Origin of the sequence: Paraburkholderia sp. Clong3 (genome assembly GCF_050436485.1) — a bacterium.
GTDB classification, from domain to species: Bacteria; Pseudomonadota; Gammaproteobacteria; order Burkholderiales; family Burkholderiaceae; genus Paraburkholderia; species Paraburkholderia tuberum.
In genome coordinates this window covers 501,887-527,214 of sequence record NZ_JBNDMH010000004.1, presented here as the reverse complement: position 1 = coordinate 527,214, position 25,328 = coordinate 501,887, and the positions used below count along the sequence as shown (strand labels likewise).

At 63.7% G+C, this 25,328-nt stretch carries 10 protein-coding genes and 4 pseudogenes; 8 read left to right on the top strand and 6 right to left on the bottom strand.

The annotated features are described in order from the left end of the window. Nucleotides 1-35: 35 nt before the first annotated feature. Both OKW30_RS40695 and OKW30_RS40690 read right to left on the bottom strand, forming a co-directional pair. Nucleotides 36-13,229, bottom strand: a complete 13,194-nt coding sequence (locus OKW30_RS40695; RefSeq protein WP_429349572.1) for an amino acid adenylation domain-containing protein — start codon at nucleotides 13,227-13,229, stop codon at nucleotides 36-38. Next, nucleotides 13,192-15,540 carry an AMP-binding protein gene (locus tag OKW30_RS40690; RefSeq protein WP_429349571.1) on the bottom strand — a complete coding sequence of 783 codons (2,349 nt, stop codon included), beginning with the start codon at nucleotides 15,538-15,540 and terminating at the stop codon, nucleotides 13,192-13,194. Before OKW30_RS40690 ends, OKW30_RS40695 begins: the two co-directional genes overlap by 38 nt. 592 nt (nucleotides 15,541-16,132) lie before the next feature. On the opposite strand from OKW30_RS40690, the pseudogene OKW30_RS40685 reads away from it, so the two are divergent. Both OKW30_RS40685 and OKW30_RS40680 read left to right on the top strand, forming a co-directional pair. Further along, a pseudogene (locus tag OKW30_RS40685) lies at nucleotides 16,133-16,270 on the top strand (IS6 family transposase); the annotation flags it as partial. Between the two features lie 129 nt (nucleotides 16,271-16,399). Next, entirely contained in the window at nucleotides 16,400-17,419 is a 1,020-nt protein-coding gene (locus OKW30_RS40680; RefSeq protein ID WP_429349563.1) for an IS110 family transposase, read from the top strand. A gap of 148 nt (nucleotides 17,420-17,567) precedes the next feature. Here the strand turns inward: OKW30_RS40680 and OKW30_RS40675 are convergent, their stop codons facing one another. The 4 genes from OKW30_RS40675 to OKW30_RS40660 form a co-directional block, all read right to left on the bottom strand. Continuing rightward, nucleotides 17,568-17,810: a DUF6429 family protein gene (locus tag OKW30_RS40675; protein ID WP_187620085.1), complete on the bottom strand. Its 243-nt coding sequence runs from the start codon at nucleotides 17,808-17,810 to the stop codon at nucleotides 17,568-17,570. After that, nucleotides 17,807-18,901 (bottom strand): IS630 family transposase, encoded by a 1,095-nt coding sequence (locus tag OKW30_RS40670; RefSeq protein ID WP_429349633.1) that lies wholly within the window; start codon nucleotides 18,899-18,901, stop codon nucleotides 17,807-17,809. Before OKW30_RS40670 ends, OKW30_RS40675 begins: the two co-directional genes overlap by 4 nt. A 123-nt stretch (nucleotides 18,902-19,024) precedes the next feature. Beyond that, a protein-coding gene (locus OKW30_RS40665; protein ID WP_429346194.1) for an IS3 family transposase occupies nucleotides 19,025-20,202 on the bottom strand; the annotation gives its coding sequence in 2 pieces (ribosomal slippage) (nucleotides 19,025-19,935 and nucleotides 19,935-20,202; 1,179 coding nt in all). Between the two features lie 189 nt (nucleotides 20,203-20,391). Continuing rightward, a complete protein-coding gene (locus tag OKW30_RS40660; protein WP_429349636.1) occupies nucleotides 20,392-21,492 on the bottom strand; it encodes an IS5 family transposase in 1,101 nt (366 codons plus the stop codon). Nucleotides 21,493-21,742: 250 nt separating this feature from the next. On the opposite strand from OKW30_RS40660, the pseudogene OKW30_RS40655 reads away from it, so the two are divergent. From OKW30_RS40655 to OKW30_RS40630, 6 genes and pseudogenes are all read left to right on the top strand, one after another. Continuing rightward, nucleotides 21,743-22,153, top strand: a pseudogene (locus OKW30_RS40655) (IS6 family transposase); the annotation flags it as partial. A gap of 63 nt (nucleotides 22,154-22,216) precedes the next feature. After that, nucleotides 22,217-22,678, top strand: coding sequence for an IS66-like element accessory protein TnpA (tnpA, locus tag OKW30_RS40650; protein WP_429346559.1), 462 nt, complete (start codon nucleotides 22,217-22,219; stop codon nucleotides 22,676-22,678). Further along, entirely contained in the window at nucleotides 22,659-23,009 is a 351-nt protein-coding gene (gene tnpB, locus OKW30_RS40645) for an IS66 family insertion sequence element accessory protein TnpB (RefSeq protein ID WP_429346560.1), read from the top strand. The genes tnpA and tnpB overlap by 20 nt, the downstream gene beginning before the upstream one ends. Nucleotides 23,010-23,109: 100 nt before the next feature. Further along, complete coding sequence (gene tnpC, locus OKW30_RS40640; protein ID WP_429349635.1) at nucleotides 23,110-24,723, top strand: IS66 family transposase; 1,614 nt, start codon at nucleotides 23,110-23,112, stop codon at nucleotides 24,721-24,723. Between the two features lie 57 nt (nucleotides 24,724-24,780). Beyond that, nucleotides 24,781-24,978, top strand: a pseudogene (locus OKW30_RS40635) (DDE-type integrase/transposase/recombinase); the annotation flags it as partial. A gap of 52 nt (nucleotides 24,979-25,030) precedes the next feature. Then, nucleotides 25,031-25,295 (top strand): annotated as a pseudogene (locus OKW30_RS40630) (IS6 family transposase); the annotation flags it as partial. Nucleotides 25,296-25,328: the final 33 nt, after the last annotated feature.

The window sequence follows — 25,328 nt, the reverse complement described above, 5'->3', positions numbered from 1 at the left end:
GCGACGGTAGCAGGGAAGGCACGCGCTGGAGACGATCACCGCCGATCAGCAAGTACTCCAACGTGATTTACCAGCTTGTCTTCCAGCGCGGTTGTAGCCAGCGGCGTAACTAAGAAGGCAGTCTCCAACGATTGATCACGCCACCATTGCAACAGACGCGAGGAATCTCCCGCTGCCGCTCTGGGTGGGAGCAGCAAGGTGCTACGATTGTATAAGGCAGACCATAGCTCCCAAGCGCTGGCATCGGATGCTAATCCGGCCGTGACAGTGCAGCAGGTTTCTGATTGCGGACAGAACGTTTGCACATGCCATGCTGTAAGGTTGACCAGGCTTTGATGCTCGACCATGACGCCCTTGGGCGTGCCGGTGGAGCCTGAGGTGTAGATGATGTAGGCAAGATGGCGCGCGGTGAGTCCCAGCGCGCGCGGGTCGGGATCCGACGATGGCCGCCCGGCCCAGCCCGGCGTGGCGGTGTCGAGGTCGACCACGCTCACCTGACCAAGAGCATCCGCGCCGAGGGCCTGGCGCCCCGCCGCATCGCAAAGCAGCAGCCGGGGTGCGGCATCCTCAAGCACCTGGTTGAGCCGCGCGCTGGGATAGGCCGGGTCGAGCGGCACATAGGCGCCGCCCGCCTTCAGGATCGCCAGAATCCCAACCACCATGGCCGGGCTGCGCTCCAGGCAGATCGCCACCGGCTGGTCCGGCTTCACCCCAAGGCCGATCAGATGATGCGCCAGGCGGTTGGCGCGCCGATTGAGCTCGCCATAGCCCAGCTCCTCAGCCTCATGCACCACCGCCACCCTGTCCGGTGCCTGGCGCACCTGCGCCTCGAACAGCTCGTGGATGCACAGCTGCGAAGGATAGTCCGCCGCCGTCCGGTTCAGCTCCTCCAGGAGATAGCCGCGCTCGGCGGCCGGCAGGATGTCGAGCTCCCGCACCGGCGTGTTCGGCGCCCGCTCCAGCGCCTCGGTCAGCTCTTCGAGCGCCCGCTGCATGTAGCCGCAGACCCGGTCCGCAGAGACAGGCTCCGCCACCTGTGCGGTGAGGGCGAGCGCCTGGCCAAAATCTTCAACCGACAGGCTCAGCGGATAGTTGGTGCGCTCCTCCCCACCCAGCCATTCAATGCCGGACAGACCATCATCCGTCCCGGAGCCGGCCATGGCCGCCGGCGCGTTGTGACGGTAGTTCAGCAGCGCGCCGAACAGCGGCGCGGGTGCTGCGACGCCGCTGCAGCGTTGCGCCAGCGCCAGCGAGGCATGCTCATGCGCGAGCAGCTCGGAAAGCCGCGCATGCGTGGCCCGCACGCTCGCCTCGACCCCGGTGCCGTCGAGGTCGAGCCGCACAGGCAAGGTGTTGATGAACAGCCCGAGCGCACGGTCGGCGCCGGCACCGGCATGCATGCGCCCGAACAGCACCGTGCCGAACACCACCTGCTCGCGCCCGCTGCTGCGCGCCACCACCTGCCCCCAGGCCAGATGGCACAGACTGGCCAGGCTCACCCCCAGCCGCCGCGCCTGGGCCCGCAGCCGATCGTTGAGCGCCTGCGGCAGCCTCCGATGCGCCTCGCCAATCCCGCTGCCGTCGCCATGGACCTCGCTCAACCCGAACGGCAGGACCGGCTCGTCGATGTCGGCCAGCATCGCCCGGAAGAACTCTTCATGCGCCTTGGCATCGACCCCCAGCCGCGCCTGCGCCACCAGATTGCGGAACGGCTGCGGCGCGCCAAGCTCATGCGTGCGCTCCTCCAGCACCGCCCGCACCTCGGCATGCATCACGTCCAGCGTCGTGTGATCCCCGATCAAATGGTGCTGCAGCTCCAGCAGCAGCCAGCGCCCCGTGCCCGGCTCGCGCGCGATCACAAACTGCAACAAGGGTGCCCGCCCAAGGCTGATGCGATAGTGACGCGGGTCGAACCGGCGCTTCAGTTGCTCATGAGCGGGGCCGTCATCTTCATCCAGCTCGAGCTCGCTGATCTCCAGCCGCGCACGACGCCACACCACCTGGGCCGGGCTCGAGAGCCCCTCCCAGACAAAGGCCGTGCGCAGCATGTCGTGACGGTCCACCACCTGCTGGACCGCACCAAGATAGCGCTCCAACAGCTCGCGATCGGCAAAGGCCATCTGCGACACCAGCAGATACGGATCGCCCCGCCCGGCCAACAGATGATGGAACAGGATGCCTTCCTGCAGCGGCGACAGGCCATAGATGTCCTGGATGTTGGCGACCCCGCCCGGCACCGTGGCGACGACCCGGTCGATCTCTTCCTGCGTCAGCTCGATCAGCGGCAGCATCTGCGGGCTGATCGACGTGCTGTGCTCGTCGATCAGGTTGGCCGGCACCGCCACCTCGCGATGGCTTCCAAGGCTTGCGGCCAGATCGCAGAGCACCGGCCTGGCGAACAGGGTGCGCACCTCCACCCCAAGCGACAGCCGCCGCAGCCGCTCCATCAGCTGCACCGCCAGCAGCGAATGACCGCCGAGCTCGAAGAAGTGGTCGTGACGGCCGACCCGCTCCAGCCCCAGAAGCTCGGCCCAGATGCCGGCCAGCGCCGTCTCGATCTCGCCTTGCGGCGCCGCATGGGCGGCCCGCGCATAGGCATCGTCGTCGGGAACAGGCAGCTCCTTGCGGTCGAGCTTGCCGTTGGCCGTCAGCGGCAGCGCCGCTAGCCGCACGAAGGCCGCCGGCACCATGTAGTCGGGCAGCCGCGCGCCAAGATGCGCGCGCAAGGCGCCGGCAAGCGCGCCTTGATCTTCCTCCTGGGCTCCCGCTTCGTGCTGGGCTCCCGCTTCCGGCGCGTACACCACATAGGCGACGAGCCGCATCTGGCCCGTTCGATCCTCACGCGCCACCACCACCGCATCGCGCACCCGCTCGTGCTCGACAAGGCGCGCCGCGATCTCGCCCGGCTCGATGCGGAAGCCGCGGATCTTCACCTGGTCGTCATTGCGGCCCAGGAACTCCAGATTGCCGTCCGCAAGGTAGCGCGCAAGATCCCCGGTCCGGTACATCCGCGCGCCTGCCTCATCACTGAACGGATCGGCCAAAAACCGCTCCGCCGTCAGCCCGGCACGGTTCAGGTAGCCGCGCGCCACCCCTGCCCCGCCGATATGGAGCTCGCCAACCGCCCCGAACGGCACCGGCGCGCCATCACCGGCCAGCAGATACACCCGCGTGTTCGCGACCGGACGGCCGATATGTGGCACAACGTTGTCACTGAAGATCCGTCCCGAGGTCGCCACGACGGTAACTTCAGTAGGGCCATAGTTGTTTATTAGCTTGAGAGGCGACGGTAGCAGGGAAGGCACGCGCTGGAGACGATCACCGCCGATCAGCAAGTACTCCAACGTGAGATTTACCAGCTTGTCTTCCAGCGCGGTTGTAGCCAGCGGCGTAACTAAGAAGGCAGTCTCCAACGATTGATCACGCCACCATTGCAACAGACGCGAGGAATCTCCCGCTGCCGCTCTGGGTGGGAGCAGCAAGGTGCTACGATTGTATAAGGCAGACCATAGCTCCCAAGCGCTGGCATCGGATGCTAATCCGGCCGTGAGTGTGCAGCAGGTTTCTGGTTGCGGACAGAACGTTTGCACATGCCATGCTGTAAGGTTGACCAGGCTTTGATGCTCGACCATGACGCCCTTGGGCGTGCCGGTGGAGCCTGAGGTGTAGATGATGTAGGCAAGATGGCGCGCGGTGAGCCCCAGCGCGCGCGGGTCGGGATCCGACGATGGCCGCCCGGCCCAGCCCGGCGTGGCGGTGTCGAGGTCGACCACGCTCACCTGACCAAGAGCATCCGCGCCGAGGGCCTGGCGCCCCGCCGCATCGCAAAGCAGCAGCCGGGGTGCGGCATCCTCAAGCACCTGGTTGAGCCGCGCGCTGGGATAGGCCGGGTCGAGCGGCACATAGGCGCCGCCCGCCTTCAGGATCGCCAGAATCCCAACCACCATGGCCGGGCTGCGCTCCAGGCAGATCGCCACCGGCTGGTCCGGCTTCACCCCAAGGCCGATCAGATGATGCGCCAGGCGGTTGGCGCGCCGATTGAGCTCGCCATAGCCCAGCTCCTCAGCCTCATGCACCACCGCCACCCTGTCCGGTGCCTGGCGCACCTGCGCCTCGAACAGCTCGTGGATGCACAGCTGCGAAGGATAGTCCGCCGCCGTCCGGTTCAGCTCCTCCAGGAGATAGCCGCGCTCGGCGGCCGACAAAAGCTCGATGCGGCCGACCGGCTGCCCGGCATCGGCAACCATCGCCCGCAGCAAGGCCAAAAGATAACCGCGCTGCCGCCCGATCGTCGCTTGATCGAACAGCGCCGTGGCATAGTGCAGCGATCCGGCAATCTCCTCGCCGCACTCGCCAAGGCTCAGCTCCAGGTCGAACCTGACCTGAGCGAAGCCATTGCCGGTTGCCTCCACGCTCAGCCCTGGCAGATCGAGCGTCTCGACGGCCTCGTTCTGCCAGGCCAGCATCGCCTGGAACAACGGCGTGTGATCGAGCGCGCGCGGCGGCTTGACGATCTCAACCACCTGCTCGAACGGCAGGTCCTGATGCTCCTGCGCGGCCAGCGCCGTGCGCCGCGTGCGCTCCAAAAGCTCGGCCACGCTCGGCGCGCCCGACAGGTCCAGGCGAAGCGCGAGCGTGTTGACGAAGAAGCCGATCAGCTCCTCCACCTCGCGCCGGCCGCGATTGGCGCTCGGCACACCGATCACAACGTCGTCCTGCCCCGACAGACGCGAGAGCACCGCCGCCCAGGCCGCCAGCACCGCCATGAACACCGTCGTGCCATGCTGCCGGGCCAGCCGCTTCAGCCCCCGCGTCAGAGCCGCATCGATGACGACCGGCACACCGGCCCCGGCAAACGACTGCTGCGCCGGCCGCGGACGGTCCGTCGGCAAGCCAAGACAGGCCGGAGCGCCCGACAGGGTGTCGCGCCAGTACTGCGCCTGGCTGTGCAGCCGCTCCCCCGACAGCCACTGCCGTTGCCAGGCGGCATAGTCTCCATACTGGATCGCAAGCGGCGGCAAAGGATCGTCCTGCCCAGCCACGAACGCCCGGTAAAGGCTGCTCAGTTCACGCACCAGGACGCCCATCGACCAGCCGTCCGAGACGATGTGATGCTGCGTCAGCAGAAAGACGTGCTCCTCATCCGACAGCCGGATCAGACGAGCGCGGATCAGCGGCCCGCGCGACAGATCAAACGGCGTGTCCGCCTCTTCACGGCACAGATCCAAAAGTGCGGTCTCGGCATCCGGCCGGCCGGATAGATCGTGCTCGACCAGCGGCAGACCCGCATCCGGCGGCAGGACCTCGACCCGGGGCTTGCCTTGCGGCGCGACAAAGACATTGCGCAACGCCTCATGACGCGCAAACAGACGGTCAAGGCTCAGTTGCCATGCGGCCCGCTCGAGCCGACCCGTAAGCCGCAAGGCCAGCGGTATGTGGTAGTTGGTGCTGGCCTCATCCAGCTGCGCCAAGAACCACAGCCGCTGCTGTGCGAACGACAGCACGAGCGGCTGCTCGCGCGACACCGCCATGATCGCCGGCAGCTCGTGCGGGCCAGAGCGGCTCAACACCTCGACAATGCTTGCCGCCAGATCGGCAAGCACCGGCCTGGCGAACAGCGTCGTCAGCGGCACGTCCACGCCAACAGCCCGCGACAGCCGGCTCAACAGCTGCACCGCCAGCAGCGAATGACCGCCGAGCTCGAAGAAGTGGTCGTGACGGCCGACCCGCTCCAGCCCCAGAAGCTCGGCCCAGATGCCGGCCAGCGCCGTCTCGATCTCGCCTTGCGGCGCCGCATGGGCGGCCCGCGCATAGGCATCGTCGTCGGGAACAGGCAGCTCCTTGCGGTCGAGCTTGCCGTTGGCCGTCAGCGGCAGCGCCGCTAGCCGCACGAAGGCCGCCGGCACCATGTAGTCGGGCAGCCGCGCGCCAAGATGCGCGCGCAAGGCGCCGGCAAGCGCGCCTTGATCTTCCTCCTGGGCTCCCGCTTCCGGCGCGTACACCACATAGGCGACGAGCCGCATCTGGCCCGTTCGATCCTCACGCGCCACCACCACCGCATCGCGCACCCGCTCGTGCTCGACAAGGCGCGCCGCGATCTCGCCCGGCTCGATGCGGAAGCCGCGGATCTTCACCTGGTCGTCATTGCGGCCCAGGAACTCCAGATTGCCGTCCGCAAGGTAGCGCGCAAGATCCCCGGTCCGGTACATCCGCGCGCCTGCCTCATCACTGAACGGATCGGCCAAAAACCGCTCCGCCGTCAGCCCGGCACGGTTCAGGTAGCCGCGCGCCACCCCTGCCCCGCCGATATGGAGCTCGCCAACCGCCCCGAACGGCACCGGCGCGCCATCACCGGCCAGCAGATACACCCGCGTGTTCGCGATCGGACGGCCGATCGGGACGATTGCCTCATCAAAAGCAGCCGGACAACTCCATGTCGTCGCACAGACCGTTGTTTCGGTAGGTCCATAGGCGTTGACGATAGATGCTGCAGGCAGGTGTCGGATGAGTTCAGCCTTCGGCAGCTCTCCAGCAAGAATGAGAGCTTGCGACGCCAAATATTCCACATTCCTGCCTTCCTGAAGTAATGCTGGAGGCAACGTCGCATGAGTGATGGCTCCGCTTCGCAGATAGTCTGATAGCTTGGTACTCGCTTGACGGAGCTCATCCGAAGGCAAATGCAATGCGGCTCCTGAGCCAAACGCCATAACAATTTCCGAGGCGCTTGCATCAAAACCCAAGGAGGCGAACTGCACCACACGGCTGTTTGAACCAACGTCAAAAAGCCCGATCTGAGCCAGCCCCAGATTGACCAAGCCCCGATGCTCGACCATGACGCCCTTGGGCGTGCCGGTGGAGCCTGAGGTGTAGATGATGTAGGCAAGATGGCGCGCGGTGAGCCCCAGCGCGCGCGGGTCGGGATCCGACGATGGCCGCCCGGCCCAGCCCGGCGTGGCGGTGTCGAGGTCGACCACGCTCACCTGACCAAGAGCATCCGCGCCGAGGGCCTGGCGCCCCGCCGCATCGCAAAGCAGCAGCCGGGGTGCGGCATCCTCAAGCACCTGGTTGAGCCGCGCGCTGGGATAGGCCGGGTCGAGCGGCACATAGGCGCCGCCCGCCTTCAGGATCGCCAGAATCCCAACCACCATGGCCGGGCTGCGCTCCAGGCAGATCGCCACCGGCTGGTCCGGCTTCACCCCAAGGCCGATCAGATGATGCGCCAGGCGGTTGGCGCGCCGATTGAGCTCGCCATAGCCCAGCTCCTCAGCCTCATGCACCACCGCCACCCTGTCCGGTGCCTGGCGCACCTGCGCCTCGAACAGCTCGTGGATGCACAGCTGCGAAGGATAGTCCGCCGCCGTCCGGTTCAGCTCCTCCAGGAGATAGCCGCGCTCGGCGGCCGGCAGGATGTCGAGCTCCCGCACCGGCGTGTTCGGCGCCCGCTCCAGCGCCTCGGTCAGCTCTTCGAGCGCCCGCTGCATGTAGCCGCAGACCCGGTCCGCAGAGACAGGCTCCGCCACCTGTGCGGTGAGGGCGAGCGCCTGGCCAAAATCTTCAACCGACAGGCTCAGCGGATAGTTGGTGCGCTCCTCCCCACCCAGCCATTCAATGCCGGACAGACCATCATCCGTCCCGGAGCCGGCCATGGCCGCCGGCGCGTTGTGACGGTAGTTCAGCAGCGCGCCGAACAGCGGCGCGGGTGCTGCGACGCCGCTGCAGCGTTGCGCCAGCGCCAGCGAGGCATGCTCATGCGCGAGCAGCTCGGAAAGCCGCGCATGCGTGGCCCGCACGCTCGCCTCGACCCCGGTGCCGTCGAGGTCGAGCCGCACAGGCAAGGTGTTGATGAACAGCCCGAGCGCACGGTCGGCGCCGGCACCGGCATGCATGCGCCCGAACAGCACCGTGCCGAACACCACCTGCTCGCGCCCGCTGCTGCGCGCCACCACCTGCCCCCAGGCCAGATGGCACAGACTGGCCAGGCTCACCCCCAGCCGCCGCGCCTGGGCCCGCAGCCGATCGTTGAGCGCCTGCGGCAGCCTCCGATGCGCCTCGCCAATCCCGCTGCCGTCGCCATGGACCTCGCTCAACCCGAACGGCAGGACCGGCTCGTCGATGTCGGCCAGCATCGCCCGGAAGAACTCTTCATGCGCCTTGGCATCGACCCCCAGCCGCGCCTGCGCCACCAGATTGCGGAACGGCTGCGGCGCGCCAAGCTCATGCGTGCGCTCCTCCAGCACCGCCCGCACCTCGGCATGCATCACGTCCAGCGTCGTGTGATCCCCGATCAAATGGTGCTGCAGCTCCAGCAGCAGCCAGCGCCCCGTGCCCGGCTCGCGCGCGATCACAAACTGCAACAAGGGTGCCCGCCCAAGGCTGATGCGATAGTGACGCGGGTCGAACCGGCGCTTCAGTTGCTCATGAGCGGGGCCGTCATCTTCATCCAGCTCGAGCTCGCTGATCTCCAGCCGCGCACGACGCCACACCACCTGGGCCGGGCTCGAGAGCCCCTCCCAGACAAAGGCCGTGCGCAGCATGTCGTGACGGTCCACCACCTGCTGGACCGCACCAAGATAGCGCTCCAACAGCTCGCGATCGGCAAAGGCCATCTGCGACACCAGCAGATACGGATCGCCCCGCCCGGCCAACAGATGATGGAACAGGATGCCTTCCTGCAGCGGCGACAGGCCATAGATGTCCTGGATGTTGGCGACCCCGCCCGGCACCGTGGCGACGACCCGGTCGATCTCTTCCTGCGTCAGCTCGATCAGCGGCAGCATCTGCGGGCTGATCGACGTGCTGTGCTCGTCGATCAGGTTGGCCGGCACCGCCACCTCGCGATGGCTTCCAAGGCTTGCGGCCAGATCGCAGAGCACCGGCCTGGCGAACAGGGTGCGCACCTCCACCCCAAGCGACAGCCGCCGCAGCCGCTCCATCAGCTGCACCGCCAGCAGCGAATGACCGCCGAGCTCGAAGAAGTGGTCGTGACGGCCGACCCGCTCCAGCCCCAGAAGCTCGGCCCAGATGCCGGCCAGCGCCGTCTCGATCTCGCCTTGCGGCGCCGCATGGGCGGCCCGCGCATAGGCATCGTCGTCGGGAACAGGCAGCTCCTTGCGGTCGAGCTTGCCGTTGGCCGTCAGCGGCAGCGCCGCTAGCCGCACGAAGGCCGCCGGCACCATGTAGTCGGGCAGCCGCGCGCCAAGATGCGCGCGCAAGGCGCCGGCAAGCGCGCCTTGATCTTCCTCCTGGGCTCCCGCTTCCGGCGCGTACACCACATAGGCGACGAGCCGCATCTGGCCCGTTCGATCCTCACGCGCCACCACCACCGCATCGCGCACCCGCTCGTGCTCGACAAGGCGCGCCGCGATCTCGCCCGGCTCGATGCGGAAGCCGCGGATCTTCACCTGGTCGTCATTGCGGCCCAGGAACTCCAGATTGCCGTCCGCAAGGTAGCGCGCAAGATCCCCGGTCCGGTACATCCGCGCGCCTGCCTCATCACTGAACGGATCGGCCAAAAACCGCTCCGCCGTCAGCCCGGCACGGTTCAGGTAGCCGCGCGCCACCCCTGCCCCGCCGATATGGAGCTCGCCAACCGCCCCGAACGGCACCGGCGCGCCATCACCGGCCAGCAGATACACCCGCGTGTTCGCGACCGGACGGCCGATCGTCTCAACGACCGTGTCTCCCCTGGGCATGCAAACCCAGGTCGAATACGTCGTGGTCTCCGAAGGAGCGTACAGATTGCAAATCTTTTGGACGCGCGTGTTCTCGAAGATTCTTTCGATCAGACCTGCGCTCAGCGGTTCGCCCGCCAAATTGATGACGCTTGCCGAGGCGGGGACTGCTTCCTCGTCGAGCAGAGCGGTGATGGCAGAGGGTACTGTATTGATCAGCGAGACGTCCAAAGGCGCCTGCGCCAGTGCCAGGGCATTCTCAACGAGATAGAGCGTGCCGCCTTGCGAGAGCGCACCGAAGCACTCGTAGACAGACAGATCGAAGCTGATCGAGGTGGAGAACAGCATGCGGCTGGTCTCCGATTGCGCAAACACGTCGCTGTTCCAACCCAGCAGGTTCACGGTGCTTTGATGCTCGACCATGACGCCCTTGGGCGTGCCGGTGGAGCCTGAGGTGTAGATGATGTAGGCAAGATGGCGCGCGGTGAGCCCCAGCGCGCGCGGGTCGGGATCCGACGATGGCCGCCCGGCCCAGCCCGGCGTGGCGGTGTCGAGGTCGACCACGCTCACCTGACCAAGAGCATCCGCGCCGAGGGCCTGGCGCCCCGCCGCATCGCAAAGCAGCAGCCGGGGTGCGGCATCCTCAAGCACCTGGTTGAGCCGCGCGCTGGGATAGGCCGGGTCGAGCGGCACATAGGCGCCGCCCGCCTTCAGGATCGCCAGAATCCCAACCACCATGGCCGGGCTGCGCTCCAGGCAGATCGCCACCGGCTGGTCCGGCTTCACCCCAAGGCCGATCAGATGATGCGCCAGGCGGTTGGCGCGCCGATTGAGCTCGCCATAGCCCAGCTCCTCAGCCTCATGCACCACCGCCACCCTGTCCGGTGCCTGGCGCACCTGCGCCTCGAACAGCTCGTGGATGCACAACTGCGAAGGATAGTCCGCCGCCGTCCGGTTCAGCTCCTCCAGGAGATAGCCGCGCTCGGCGGCCGGCAGGATGTCGAGCTCCCGCACCGGCGTGTTCGGCGCCCGCTCCAGCGCCTCGGTCAGCTCTTCGAGCGCCCGCTGCATGTAGCCGCAGACCCGGTCCGCAGAGACAGGCTCCGCCACCTGTGCGGTGAGGGCGAGCGCCTGGCCAAAATCTTCAACCGACAGGCTCAGCGGATAGTTGGTGCGCTCCTCCCCACCCAGCCATTCAATGCCGGACAGACCATCATCCGTCCCGGAGCCGGCCATGGCCGCCGGCGCGTTGTGACGGTAGTTCAGCAGCGCGCCGAACAGCGGCGCGGGTGCTGCGACGCCGCTGCAGCGTTGCGCCAGCGCCAGCGAGGCATGCTCATGCGCGAGCAGCTCGGAAAGCCGCGCATGCGTGGCCCGCACGCTCGCCTCGACCCCGGTGCCGTCGAGGTCGAGCCGCACAGGCAAGGTGTTGATGAACAGCCCGAGCGCACGGTCGGCGCCGGCACCGGCATGCATGCGCCCGAACAGCACCGTGCCGAACACCACCTGCTCGCGCCCGCTGCTGCGCGCCACCACCTGCCCCCAGGCCAGATGGCACAGACTGGCCAGGCTCACCCCCAGCCGCCGCGCCTGGGCCCGCAGCCGATCGTTGAGCGCCTGCGGCAGCCTCCGATGCGCCTCGCCAATCCCGCTGCCGTCGCCATGGACCTCGCTCAACCCGAACGGCAGGACCGGCTCGTCGATGTCGGCCAGCATCGCCCGGAAGAACTCTTCATGCGCCTTGGCATCGACCCCCAGCCGCGCCTGCGCCACCAGATTGCGGAACGGCTGCGGCGCGCCAAGCTCATGCGTGCGCTCCTCCAGCACCGCCCGCACCTCGGCATGCATCACGTCCAGCGTCGTGTGATCCCCGATCAAATGGTGCTGCAGCTCCAGCAGCAGCCAGCGCCCCGTGCCCGGCTCGCGCGCGATCACAAACTGCAACAAGGGTGCCCGCCCAAGGCTGATGCGATAGTGACGCGGGTCGAACCGGCGCTTCAGTTGCTCATGAGCGGGGCCGTCATCTTCATCCAGCTCGAGCTCGCTGATCTCCAGCCGCGCACGACGCCACACCACCTGGGCCGGGCTCGAGAGCCCCTCCCAGACAAAGGCCGTGCGCAGCATGTCGTGACGGTCCACCACCTGCTGGACCGCACCAAGATAGCGCTCCAACAGCTCGCGATCGGCAAAGGCCATTTGCGACACCAGCAGATACGGATCGCCCCGCCCGGCCAACAGATGATGGAACAGGATGCCTTCCTGCAGCGGCGACAGGCCATAGATGTCCTGGATGTTGGCGACCCCGCCCGGCACCGTGGCGACGACCCGGTCGATCTCTTCCTGCGTCAGCTCGATCAGCGGCAGCATCTGCGGGCTGATCGACGTGCTGTGCTCGTCGATCAGGTTGGCCGGCACCGCCACCTCGCGATGGCTTCCAAGGCTTGCGGCCAGATCGCAGAGCACCGGCCTGGCGAACAGGGTGCGCACCTCCACCCCAAGCGACAGCCGCCGCAGCCGCTCCATCAGCTGCACCGCCAGCAGCGAATGACCGCCGAGCTCGAAGAAGTGGTCGTGACGGCCGACCCGCTCCAGCCCCAGAAGCTCGGCCCAGATGCCGGCCAGCGCCGTCTCGATCTCGCCTTGCGGCGCCGCATGGGCGGCCCGCGCATAGGCATCGTCGTCGGGAACAGGCAGCTCCTTGCGGTCGAGCTTGCCGTTGGCCGTCAGCGGCAGCGCCGCTAGCCGCACGAAGGCCGCCGGCACCATGTAGTCGGGCAGCCGCGCGCCAAGATGCGCGCGCAAGGCGCCGGCAAGCGCGCCTTGATCTTCCTCCTGGGCTCCCGCTTCCGGCGCGTACACCACATAGGCGACGAGCCGCATCTGGCCCGTTCGATCCTCACGCGCCACCACCACCGCATCGCGCACCCGCTCGTGCTCGACAAGGCGCGCCGCGATCTCGCCCGGCTCGATGCGGAAGCCGCGGATCTTCACCTGGTCGTCATTGCGGCCCAGGAACTCCAGATTGCCGTCCGCAAGGTAGCGCGCAAGATCCCCGGTCCGGTACATCCGCGCGCCTGCCTCATCACTGAACGGATCGGCCAAAAACCGCTCCGCCGTCAGCCCGGCACGGTTCAGGTAGCCGCGCGCCACCCCTGCCCCGCCGATATGGAGCTCGCCAACCGCCCCGAACGGCACCGGCGCGCCATCACCGGCCAGCAGATACACCCGCGTGTTCGCGACCGGACGGCCGATCGTCTCAACGACCGTGTCTCCCCTGGGCATGCAAACCCAGGTCGAATACGTCGTGGTCTCCGAAGGAGCGTACAGATTGCAAATCTTTTGGACGCGCGTGTTCTCGAAGATTCTTTCGATCAGACCTGCGCTCAGCGGTTCGCCCGCCAAATTGATGACGCTTGCCGAGGCGGGGACTGCTTCCTCGTCGAGCAGAGCGGTGATGGCAGAGGGTACTGTATTGATCAGCGAGACGTCCAAAGGCGCCTGCGCCAGTGCCAGGGCATTCTCAACGAGATAGAGCGTGCCGCCCTTGCGAGAGCGCACCGAAGCACTCGTAGACAGACAGATCGAAGCTGATCGAGGTGGAGAACAGCATGCGGCTGGTCTCCGATTGCGCAAACACGTCGCTGTTCCAACCCAGCAGGTTCACGGTGCTTTGATGCTCGACCATGACGCCCTTGGGCGTGCCGGTGGAGCCTGAGGTGTAGATGATGTAGGCAAGATGGCGCGCGGTGAGCCCCAGCGCGCGCGGGTCGGGATCCGACGATGGCCGCCCGGCCCAGCCCGGCGTGGCGGTGTCGAGGTCGACCACGCTCACCTGACCAAGAGCATCCGCGCCGAGGGCCTGGCGCCCCGCCGCATCGCAAAGTAGCAGCCGGGGTGCGGCATCCTCAAGCACCTGGTTGAGCCGCGCGCTGGGATAGGCCGGGTCGAGCGGCACATAGGCACCGCCCGCCTTCAGGATCGCCAGAATCCCAACCACCATGGCCGGGCTGCGCTCCAGGCAGATCGCCACCGGCTGGTCCGGCTTCACCCCAAGGCCGATCAGATGATGCGCCAGGCGGTTGGCGCGCCGATTGAGCTCGCCATAGCCCAGCTCCTCAGCCTCATGCACCACCGCCACCCTGTCCGGTGCCTGGCGCACCTGCGCCTCGAACAGCTCGTGGATGCACAGCTGCGAAGGATAGTCCGCCGCCGTCCGGTTCAGATCCTCCAGGAGATAGCCGCGTTCGGCGGCCGACAAAAGCTCGATGTGGCCGACCGGCTGCCCGGCATCGGCCAGCACACCGCACAACAAAGCTTGCAAATGCTGTGTCATGCGCTCGACCTGCTCCGGCGCCAATCGACTGGCATCAAAGTGCCAGCGAAAGCTCCCATCCAGAGCGCAAACCTCAAATGTCAGCAACTCGCCCGGCAGGGCTGCCTCGCAAAACACATTCGAGGCTGAGTGAACAACGGCAGAACTGTTTTCTGCCGCAATCGCCATACCAACCGGCCAGGGCCGTTGCGATCGTAGCGCCTCCATCCCCTTTAATGGCGGGCAGCGCCCAATAAGATCGCGCGCAAAGCTATCGCGCTCCCTCAGTTGAGCACATTCGGCCGCCACCACTTTGCGTATTTGTTTGAAGTCATCGGCAAGGTCGATGGTGACTTCCGTCGGCACGGCAGAAGCGATAAGGGCCTCCACTGCTTGCACGCCGGCTCGCGACGCTTTCGGCGCCGGCGTCCATCCCAACTGAAGCTCTGCCTGGCCACTAATGCGGGCCAGATAGATCAGCCAAGCCGTTACCAGGTATTCCACCCGATCAATGACGGACAGCTCAGTCAAGGCCCTTGGAATTAGCCACCAACTCGACTGCCATCTCGCCGGCGCTTCGGCTGTGCCGGACGACAGGAAAGGAGGCTTCACTATTTTAAACTGCTCAAGCCGCTGCCGCCAGAAGTCCTCTGAAGGCGCTATCTCCTCATGGATAGCAGTTAGGCGCCGCACCTGATCGTCGCTCAAGACAGGAAGGGCGTCGCCTTCAGCCAGATCGCAGTGATCGGCGAGTGCTTGTGCCTCCAGAGCCTGACCGTCCAGGCTGCCAAACCAGACGTCGACATCCTGCGTACCCGTCGCCACACGCCAGTGGCTCGGGTGGATTTCAAGCAGGCGACCTGCCGCAAAGCCCGAACGGCGAGGCAGCACCTCCAAGCGCCTGACGGCGACACCCTCTTCCCCTACGAGAGCCTTGCACAGACCCAATGGATTGGTATGATACGGCCCAAAATCCAAGGCCCGCATCATCGCCGACAGATCTTGCGCGGATCGATCCCAACGCAGTATACCTGCCGCATCTGGACGCCGACGTCTGGGAAAGTAGCTTCTGTTTTCCAGTGCCTGCGGACGGGTACTGAGCTTGCCCCCCGCTAAGCCAGCTAAAAGCTCGCGGAAGCCCTCGACAGCGGCTTCGTAACATTTGAGGTTCAGGGTCAGCGCCGTATCGGCAGGCGTCACCAACACGTGGCGCTGAACCGCCACGTCACCCGTATCAACACCGTCATCGATACGATGCCACGTGATGGCATGCTCGGTCTCTTGCGCCAGCAGCGCCCAAGACGTCGCGTGAGTTCCGGCATATCGCGGCAAGGGGCCGTCATGGTAGTTGAAAGCACCTTGACTGATCCGCCCTAACACATCGGCCGGCAAGATGAACGGATTGACAACGGAAAAAAGCCACTCCGCCGGCTCGGTCTTCAGGAAGCTCGAGAGCTCTTCAACACTTGCCATGCACGGGACATTGGCGCGAGCCGCCCAGTTGGCGAATATCGCGTCGGCACACAGCACCGCGCGAATATCGTGGCCCCTCTCCATGGCCAGCTGCGCGCAGTTGATCGCGAGCGTACCGCTACCAACAAAGACGCTAGAATTGATTGACCGAGTTGTAGCTTGCAGCCTACTACCCTCGCTTGGCTCGCAGGCATCTGTGCGCCTCGGAGGAGACCGATGTACCATCTTCATCCCTCATCCACTCCCGCGTAGGTTGAGCTGCTTCCACCCAAGGCGCTCCGTACGGCCTGCCGCACCGGTCAGGAGTTGCTCGAGAGTTCCGTGCTCAATGCTAATTGAGTCCAGCCTCCGCCCTTGAGAGTTATCCAGCGCGACGAACGACAGCGGCCCCTCCGACGGACGCGACGAAGCTTCTTGACGGGACCGCACTTAACAGTGCAGCGTCTAGGGCGGTGCATTGCATCAGTCGAACAAGCTTCATCTGCCTGTGTGGGCGGGCGACCGCGGGACCGCTATAGTCCGACAGATCCTTCGCCATCTCAAAGCAATCATCGTGCCGCAAAACGGTTGTGCAAAGCGTGGCTTGAAGAGAGAAAGAACACACTCTTTGCCCCTCGGCGGCGGCGAATACTTAAGCCTCCGTGTCTAATTGCGGACATAGTGTCTTGAACCGGACATGACGAAAACATGCAACTGGTGGTTCTGTTGCAGTAAGGCCGGAGTGCTCAAACGCCTGCATTATCCGCTCGACGTGATTCTGACTTGCGTGCGCTGGTACGTGGCCTATTCGCTGAGCCTACGGCACCTTGAAGAATGATATGAACGCCTCCCACCCGTGAGCGGTGGAAGCGAAGAAGGAAGGTGGACCCTCACGGGCCAACGGCATCAAAGTGCCCAAGGTGGGAGATCATGCAGATCTTCACAGGCAACCGGAGGGTCCGACATGAAGTTTACGACAGTAGGTGTGGACATTGCAAAGAGCGTGATGCAGCTCCATTACATCGACGCGGAAACGGGCGAGATCGTGAACAAACCGGTCAAGCGTGTGGCGTTTCTCGAGCACTTTGTGAACCAGTCGCCGTGCCTGATCGGGATGGAAGCCTGCGGCGGCTCGCAGCACTGGGCGCGCAAGCTCACGGCGATGGGCCATCAGGTGAAGCTGATGCCAGGGAAGTTCGTGAAGGCATTCGTGATGGGCAACAAGAATGATGCGGCCGATGCGCGTGCGATCTGGATGGCGGTGCAGCAGCCGGGCAAATCGGTCGCGGTGAAGACGGAAACGCAGCAAGCGGTACTGGGACTGCACCGGATGCGAGAGCAACTGGTGAAGTTCCGCACGATGCAGACGAATAGTCTGCGCGGCCTGCTGACCGAGTACGGCGAAGTGATGGGCAAGGGCCGGCCTGCGCTGGACAAGGCGATTCCGGGTGTGCTGGAACGGCTGGTGGATCGTTTGCCGACGATCCTGATCGACACGCTGCGCGAACAGTGGAGCGGCCTGGCTGAACTGGATAAACAGATTGCCCAGATCGAACGACGTCTGCAGACGTGGATGAAAGAGGACAAGGCGTGCAAGGCGATCGCTGCAATACCGGGCGTCGGTCTGCTAACGGCGACGGCGGCGGTCGCAACGATGGGCGACGCGAAGACATTCCGGTCGGGGCGCGAGTTCGCGGCCTGGATCGGATTGGTGCCAGCGCAGACAGGATCCGGTGGCAAGGTCCAGCTCCAGGGGATCAGCAGGCGTGGTGACACGTATCTGCGCACGTTGTTGATTCACGGCGCGCGCAGTGTGCTCTTCCACGCGAAAGAGCCGGGGCCATGGATTGAGCAGCTCAAAAAGCGGCGACCACTGAATGTGGCGATCGTGGCGCAGGCCAACAAGACTGCCCGGATGATTTGGGCGATCCTGGCACATGACAGGCCGTATGAAGAGGGTTACGTGAGCGTGAAGCCGGTCTGAATGGTGAGCGGCACGCAGGAAGATCAACTTTTACAGAATGACACGTCGAAAGGTTGCGCTGGCAATCGTATGTGATGACAACACAGGTCGGACCGGGACTCGTTAAACCTGAATCATCTCTAGTGTCGTGAGTTGGAAGTTCGTTGTATTAATGTCCTGTACTGTCAGCGATGACGAAGTGCTGCTTAAAGAGCCGCTCGGACTCACGTAATCCTTCTTCGGTGAAGATGACAGACTTCGTTTTATTAACCGGGTCGCCAATGAGGCCTCGTTCGTAGAGCCGATTCAGCACATCCCAGTCGAAGCCCTTCCATGCCCGGTTGTGATCGTGCAGGGTCAGGTAAAGAAGTGCGAGGGCGACTTCGTCGATCGCGTCGGTATTGATGTTCATCGCGCGCGTCCTTCGACCTTCTGGACCCGCACGCAAAACCGTTCAAGGCTGGTCAGGATCTCATCGGCCGACTTGCTCCAGGCGAAGGGATGGGGATTTGCGTTGTAGCCTTCAAGGTAATGGCGGATGGCGTCTTCGAGTTGGCGGGTCGAACGATGCGTGCCGCGTCGAAGGTACTTCTCTGTGAGCGTGGCGAACCATCGTTCAACCTGATTGAGCCACGACGCCGAGGTCGGCGTGAAATGAACATGGAAGCGAGGATGGCGAGCGAACCACGCCTTGATCGAGGGCGTCTTATGCGTGCCGTAATTATCCATCACCAGATGCACATCCAGCGACCGCGGAACGTTGGCTTCGATCGTGCGCAGGAACAGCAGAAATTCGCTGCTGCGATGGCGTCGGTGCAACTCCCCGATCACTTTACCGGTGGCGATGTCCAATGCCGCGAACAGCGTGGTCGTGCCGTGACGCATGTAATCATGGGTGCGCCGCTCGGGAATGCCCGGTGCCAACGGCAGGATGGGCTGCGTGCGGTCCAGCGCCTGGATCTGGCTCTTCTCGTCCACGCACAACACCATGGCCTTGAGCGGCGGATCGAGGTAAAGCCCGACGATATCGCGAACCTTGTCGACAAACAGCGGATCGCTGGAAAGTTTGAAGGTCTCCTGCCGGTGCGGCTGCAACCCGAAAGCTCGCCAGATCCGGGTCACTGCCGTTTGCGAGAGGTTCATCTCGCGCGCCATCGTACGCGTGCTCCAGTGCGTGGCCACCGCAGGGACAGACTCGAGCGTCTTCGCGATCACTGCGTCGACGCGCGAATCATCGATCGTTCGGGGCGCGCCCGGGCGCGGCGCGTCGAGCAATCCATCCAGACGGTCTGCAACGAAGCGCGCGCGCCACTTGCAAACAGTCTGCTGACTTACACGCTGTGCCTTTGCGACCATCCGGTTGTCCATGCCATCGGCACAGGCCAGCACGATGCGCGCTCGCAAAGCCAACGCCTGCGCTGTCTTGCGTCGCATCGTCAACGCCTTAAGCTGTTCGTGCTCCGATTCGCTCAGCACAAGCTCCGCCTTAGGTCTTCCGCTCATCGCCACGTCCTCATACCAGTGCTACACAAGACACTTTAGTACGCAGTGAACATATTTCAATGAATTTTTAACTCACGACACTAGCAGGCTGTTGAAATATCCGTCGTTGATGCACTGTAGTGGTCAAGTTATTTCGGACAGGCAGATAGGTTCTTTCACTGTCGGTTTCGCCTCATAGGCGGCGGGCGACAGATAGCCCAAAGTCGAGTGCAGGCGTACTGCATTGTAGAAACCGATGATGTACTGGTTGATGTCGCGCCGTGCCTCGTCGTGGTTGGCGTACTGACGCTGCCACACTCGTTCCATCTTCAGGTTCAGGAAGAACCGCTCCATCACCGAATTATCCCAACAATTTCCCTTGCGGCTCATGCTGCAAACCACGTGATGCTGCCTGAGCAAGGCCTGGTATTCATCGCTCGCATACTGGCTGCCCCGGTCCGAATGCAGGACCAGTCCCGGCGCTGGCCGACGCTGCTGCAGCGCCATGGTCAACGCCGACATGACCAGTCCGGCCGGCATGATGGGCGCCATGGACCAGCCGACCACCTTGCGTGAGTACAGGTCCAGCACGACCGCCAGATACAGCCAGCCCTGCGCCGTGCGGATATACGTGATGTCCGAAACCCACGCGCGATTGGGCTCGGCCACGTCAAACTGCCGGTCGAGCACGTTCTCTGCCACAGGTAGCGTATGCCTGCTGTCGGTCGTTGAGACGAACTTGCGCTTCCAGCTCGTGCGCAGACCTACTTCGCGCATCAGCGTACGCACCCGGTAGCGCCCGATACGTAGCCCTTGCTCCCGAAGCGCATGCATCACACGCCGGCTGCCGTAGCTCGCGCCGCTGGCGGTGAATGCCGCCTTGACGTGGGTCTGTTCCTGCAGGCTCTTTGCGCTCGGTCTGGCGCGCCGGTGCGCATAGTAGCCAGAACGGCTCACCTGCAAAACCCGGCAGGCGTGACTGACCGATACGGCCTCCTGTTGCAAGTGAGTTACCACGCGGTAACTCACTTCAGTTCCCGTGCAAAGAAGGCCGACGCTTTTTTTAGCAGCGCATTGTCCTCGCGCAATTGCCGGTTCTCCGCCTCGAGTTGCCGGATGCGCTGCTGTTCCGCCGTCAGCGGTTTGCCCTCGCCAGGGCCGCCAGCACGCTCCGCGTCGTACTGAGCCACCCAGCGCCGCACGGCTGTCTCAACCAGGTCCATCGACCGGCACACTTCGCTGACCGATAACCCCTGGTCCCGTACCATCCGTACCACTTCCAGCTTGAAGCTGGCGTCAAATTGTCGGCGCCTTCTTGTCATCTTGCTCTTTTTCCTCGTCGATTCCGGATTGTCCTCCTATCGACCTGTCCGAGGAAATTAGACCATCACACACTCAGGTGCATTGCGACGGATGCTGAGTTCGCACTTCTGATACGCGGAACACGTTTCCGGGCGTTCGAGGCTGCTAACGGTTTCACCATATCGATGTTATCCATTGCATCCCGGCCCTCAACGGGCAAGTGTGCGCATACGCGTCAGGTTGTAGCCGACCTGCGTCAGCACGAAGAGCTGGTCCACGCGTTCAAGTCCTCGATACATCGCCTGTCGAATTCGTCCGACTGTCTTGCCCCATCCGAACACCTGCTCAATCCGCTTACGTTTTTGCTGGCTGACCGCGTAACCCGGCCAACGCGTGGTTCGCTCGTCAATCGCTGAACCTCCTGGACGCCCATCGTTTTGCGCCACATGAGGCGTGACGCGATTTGCTCGACAGGTGGCGACAAAGCCGGCCGTGTCGTAGTTCCTGTCTGCCCCGACCGTCATGCCGCCCTGGGCCACCTTCGCGGCGTCAGCAAGCATTTGCGCGGCGCAGTCGCGCTCGGCGGTGCCCGTCGCCAGCGTCACCTGCGCGTTGACTACCAGGCCGTGCCGGTTGTCAGTCAGTACATGGCCCATGTAGCAAAGCATCGCACCGGTTCCTTTGCTCTTGCGAAACAGGCGCGCCTGCTCGTCGGTCGTGGACTGATGCGTCGCGTTACTGCGCTTCTGACCGTGCCAGTTGTCATGGGGCGCCGGCGGTTCGTCGGGCGGCGTATCGTCTTCGTCCGGACTTGCCTTCGGCACAAAGCTCTTGTGTCCCGCCCATGCCTGAATCAGCGTGCCGTCAACGCTAAAGTGCTCACCCGACAGATGCCCACGCTCGCGCGCAGTCTCAACCGTCTCGTTGAAGAGCAATACCAGCACATCGTGTTCAAGCAGTCGGTCGCGGTTCTTGCTGAATGTCGAGTGGTCCCACACCGTCCCATCCATCGGCAAGCCGACGAACCAGCGAAAGAGCATGTTGTAGGAAATCTGTTCCATCAACATGCGCTCGCTGCGAATCGAGTACAGCACCTGAAGCAGTAACGCTCGCACCAGCTTCTCCGGTGCAATGCTCGGCCGCCCACCTTTCGCATCAGCCTCGTACATCCGGGCAAACACGTCGTCCATGCGTTTGAGCGCATCGTTGAGCCACGTGCGAATCGGACGCAACGGATGGTCTTTCGGCACAAAATCATCCAGCTTCAACACCGTGAACATCGACTCCGTAAAACCATCGGCACCGCGCATCCGTTTCATCCCGCTCACATTCATGACATTACCTTCAACGTTTACTCCTTCGTCCCGGATGACGGAGAAACGAGGTATTTCAACAGCCTGCTAGAGCTCCGAGCTCGTTTGAAGAATGAGGTGCGGGTCAGCGGATTTCATAGTGGGCCGCAGCGTATCAGGCTGCAACAAGCCCGGATATAGAGCTGCAACCCATCCTGTCGTCGTCTGAGCACACGAAAAACCGTCGCAAACGGGAGGCGTTCATATAGACATGATGGCTGAGCGCGGCGTTTCGGTCGATCATTCGACTGTGCACCGCTGGGCCATCAAGCTGTTGCCGGTGCTGGAGAAAGTGTTTCGCCGCCGCAAGCGGCCGGTGGGTAAGAACTGGCGGATGGACGAGACGTACATCCGCGTCAAGGGGGAATGGCGGTATCTTTACCGGGCCGTCGACAAGGACGGCAACACCATTGACTTTCTGCTACGCGCCCATCGGGACAAGACTGCGGCCCGGCGTTACTTTGAGAAATCGATCGCCCAGAACGGTGTACCCGAGACGGTAACCATCGACAAAAGCAGCGCCAATCTCGCCGCGCTCGAAGCGATCAATGCCGATTGTGAAGCGCCCATCAGGATCCGCCAGTCCAAATATCTCAATAGTAAGCGCTCAATGAACCACGTACTTTCGTCGCGATGAATGCCAGGGCAAGCTGGTGTCCACTTCAACGAATAGGTGGACACCATGCCAGAGGACAGCAAACTGAAGGAACGCCTGGTAACGGGGTTTGAGCGCGAGGGGCGTCGTCGTCGCTTCGATCCTCAAGCCAAGGATGAACTCGTGCGGGCCTGCTTGCGGCCGGGCGTTTCCGTGGCCCGCATTGCTCTCGAGCACGGGCTGAATGCAAATCTGCTGCGCAAGTGGATTAGCAAGTACGAGCAGCAACAACCCGGCGGCGTAGCCACGGACCAGGTTGTCGAGAACTCGCCCGCCTTTGTTCCCGTGGTTGCGGTCAGCCGGGCTCATGCGGTGGCCTGCGAGCCGCGCGAGATGTCGATACCCGCACAGGCGGCTCAGGGTTCATGGCTGGTCGCCGAACTGCCCAACGGCGTTGTCTTGCGGCTGGAGTGCGCCAGTCATGATGCGGCGCTGGTGACAGCGATGGTGGAGACACTGGGGAGCCGCCATGTTCCGCTTCGACGCTGATGTGAAAGTTTACGTCCATCGCGACGCTGTAGATTTCCGCAAGGGCATTGCCGGCTTGTCGACGATCGTGGAGCACGCGCTGGGGCTGGACCCATTCGCGCGAGCGGTTTACGTATTTCGTAACCGACGTACCGACCGTCTAAAACTGCTGCTGTGGGAGCGCAACGGATTCTGGCTAATGCTGCGCCGCCTGGAAGCTGACAGGTTCGCGTGGCCACGTGGCGGCGAAACGGTGCTTGAGCTGAACGCCGAGCAGTTGCACTGGTTGCTCGAAGGTATCGATCTGCAGGCAATGCACAGGCATCCCGTGCGACGCTACGAGCGAGTTTGATCGCTCGTAGCGTTTGCTGCTGAGGCGAGCTTCGAGTGAGTTCGGGCTGCTACAAAAATACGTATACCCATTAGGCCCAGCGATTCGCTATGGTTGCGGCATGACCCGCGAACGCCTCTCGATTACCGTCGAAGAATTCAACGCGCTCATCGCCGCGCGCGATGCGCTTGAGGCGTTGCGCGTCGAACACGATGAACTGCGCGGCGAGTTGCGGGTAGCGAAGGTAGAACGCGATCTCGCAAAAGAGCAGCTGCAGGTCATGTTGCGCAGGTTGTTCGGTGCGAAGAGCGAGAAGCGCGATCCCCGGCAAGAAGATCTGTTCCTGAACGAAGCCGAGATGCTGGCGCCGACAGCGGCGACGCTGCCGGCACTGGAAGACGGTCCGGACACCGAGGTGGCGGCGCACAAACGCAAGAAGCGCGGTCGTAAGCCGCTGGATCCGGCGTTGCCGCGCGTAGTGGTTCGCTACGAGACACCGGAGGCCGAGCGGTTCTGTGCGCAGGATGGCACCGAACTGTTCGAGATCGGCGTCGAGGTCAGCGAGCAGCTCGACATCATCCCGCAAAAGATCCAGGTGATCCGTCACGAGCGGGTCAAGTATGCGTGCAGGAAATGCGATCATGGTCTGAAGGTCGCCCCGGCACCACTTCGCATTATTCCCCGAGGGTTGTTCACTGAAGCGGCACTGGCATGGATCGTACTGTCGAAGTTCATGGACGGGCTGCCGCTATACCGGATCGCGGCGCTGCTGCGTCGCTTTGGTGGGAACATCTCGCGTAATACGTTGGCCGCGAGTGTGATCCGGCTCGGCCAGTCGATCCAGCCGGTTATCAATCTGATGCGCGATGTGCTGCTCGACGACGAGGTCGCGCAAGGCGATGAAACCAACGTACAGGTTCTCAAGGAATCGGGCAAGGCCGCGCAGACGAAAAGTGCGATGTGGGTGCAGATGAATGTCGTCGGGCCACCCGTACGGCTGTTCAGCTACGCGTCAGGCCATGATGCAAAATATGGTGTCGCCCTGTGGGCCGGCATGCGTAAGCACGCAGCGCTGATGAGCGACGGCGGTGATGTCTACGACATCATCGCGAAAGCCAATGACCTGGTCCATCTGGGTTGCTGGAGTCATTGCCGTCGTTATTTCTTCGAGGCTGAAGCACTGCTGCCCAAGGAATCGCGCGGTCCCCATCAGCCCGCCACGCAGTTTCTTCTTCTGATCGGCCGGCTCTATGCCGCGGAGGCGCGCGCGAAGGAAGCGGAAATGACGCCGCAACGCCGTACGGTACTTCGCCGGCGATATAGCAGCAAGGTGCTGAACAGGATCCACACGTTGCTGGATCAGTATCTTGAAACGACATTGCCTTCGGGCAAGCTGGGACAGGCGCTGGGCTATCTCAGCGGACAGTGGCCGAAGCTATGCCGTTATGTTGAAAACGGTCTCTGGCCAATATGCAACAACGCCTGTGAAAATTCGATTCGTCCATATGTAATTGGAAGAAAAAACTGGCTCTTCAGCGACACGGTGGCTGGCGCGAAGGCAAGTGCGAATTTGTATTCGCTTGTTGAAACGTGTCGCGCCAACAACGTCGATATCTATCAATACCTGATTGATCTGTTCAAGGCATTGCCGTATGCGAATAGTGCCGACGACTACGAGGCCCTCTTGCCGTGGAAACTGGGCAAGCCTGCGCCCGGCACCGATGTCACTGCTTAGCTGATTCGATATCAGAGCGCAAGGGGCTGACAGACGCGGGTTGAATGAGCGCTTACTCTCAATAACCTGGTTGAGCAGGATCATCGGGCGATCAAGCGACGAACGCGGCCCACGCTGGGGTTCAAGACCTTTCGCTGTGCCCGGATCCTTCTGGCCGGCATTGAGATTATGCACATGATCGCCAAAGGACAGATGAAATGTGATCGCGGAACCCATCCGTCCGCCGCTGATCAATTCTACGAGCTCGCAATATAAGCAGTACTTCGCATATCGATCTCGCTCTTTGATCCTTACTGCGACAAAGCCGCATGTGTTCGTCAAGGCGGCCGCCCGCGTCAACAACCGTGCAGAGAACAGATCAGCCCACGCGTGAACGCGAGCGACGTATGCGTGGTTTCCGCCTGCCCGGGCGCACGCAGGCGTTCCTGTCGTGCTTCGGTCCGATCCGGCAACACTTCGCGCTCAAGCCTCATCTGCTGCGCGCTTCGCTTTATCGAAAGCAGCTCGCGACCCGGTTTGAAGCCTGGCGTCTTTTCACCGGTCTCTCCCAGAATCCGTCTGCTGTTTTCTGAGCCATTGCATCGCCTGCACACGATTTGTTCGGT

What these genes read in the sequence shown, in the direction of transcription:
- tnpA (WP_429346559.1), top strand. Translation starts at nt 22,217, where the DNA reads ATGCCAGAGGACAGCAAACTGAAGGAACGCCTGGTAACGGGGTTTGAG.
- OKW30_RS40690 (WP_429349571.1), bottom strand. Translation starts at nt 15,540, where the DNA reads ATGGAGAGGGGCCACGATATTCGCGCGGTGCTGTGTGCCGACGCGATA.
- OKW30_RS40670 (WP_429349633.1), bottom strand. Translation starts at nt 18,901, where the DNA reads ATGAGCGGAAGACCTAAGGCGGAGCTTGTGCTGAGCGAATCGGAGCAC.
- tnpB (WP_429346560.1), top strand. Translation starts at nt 22,659, where the DNA reads ATGTTCCGCTTCGACGCTGATGTGAAAGTTTACGTCCATCGCGACGCT.
- OKW30_RS40680 (WP_429349563.1), top strand. Translation starts at nt 16,400, where the DNA reads ATGAAGTTTACGACAGTAGGTGTGGACATTGCAAAGAGCGTGATGCAG.
- OKW30_RS40660 (WP_429349636.1), bottom strand. Translation starts at nt 21,492, where the DNA reads ATGCGCGGTGCCGATGGTTTTACGGAGTCGATGTTCACGGTGTTGAAG.
- OKW30_RS40675 (WP_187620085.1), bottom strand. Translation starts at nt 17,810, where the DNA reads ATGAACATCAATACCGACGCGATCGACGAAGTCGCCCTCGCACTTCTT.
- tnpC (WP_429349635.1), top strand. Translation starts at nt 23,110, where the DNA reads ATGACCCGCGAACGCCTCTCGATTACCGTCGAAGAATTCAACGCGCTC.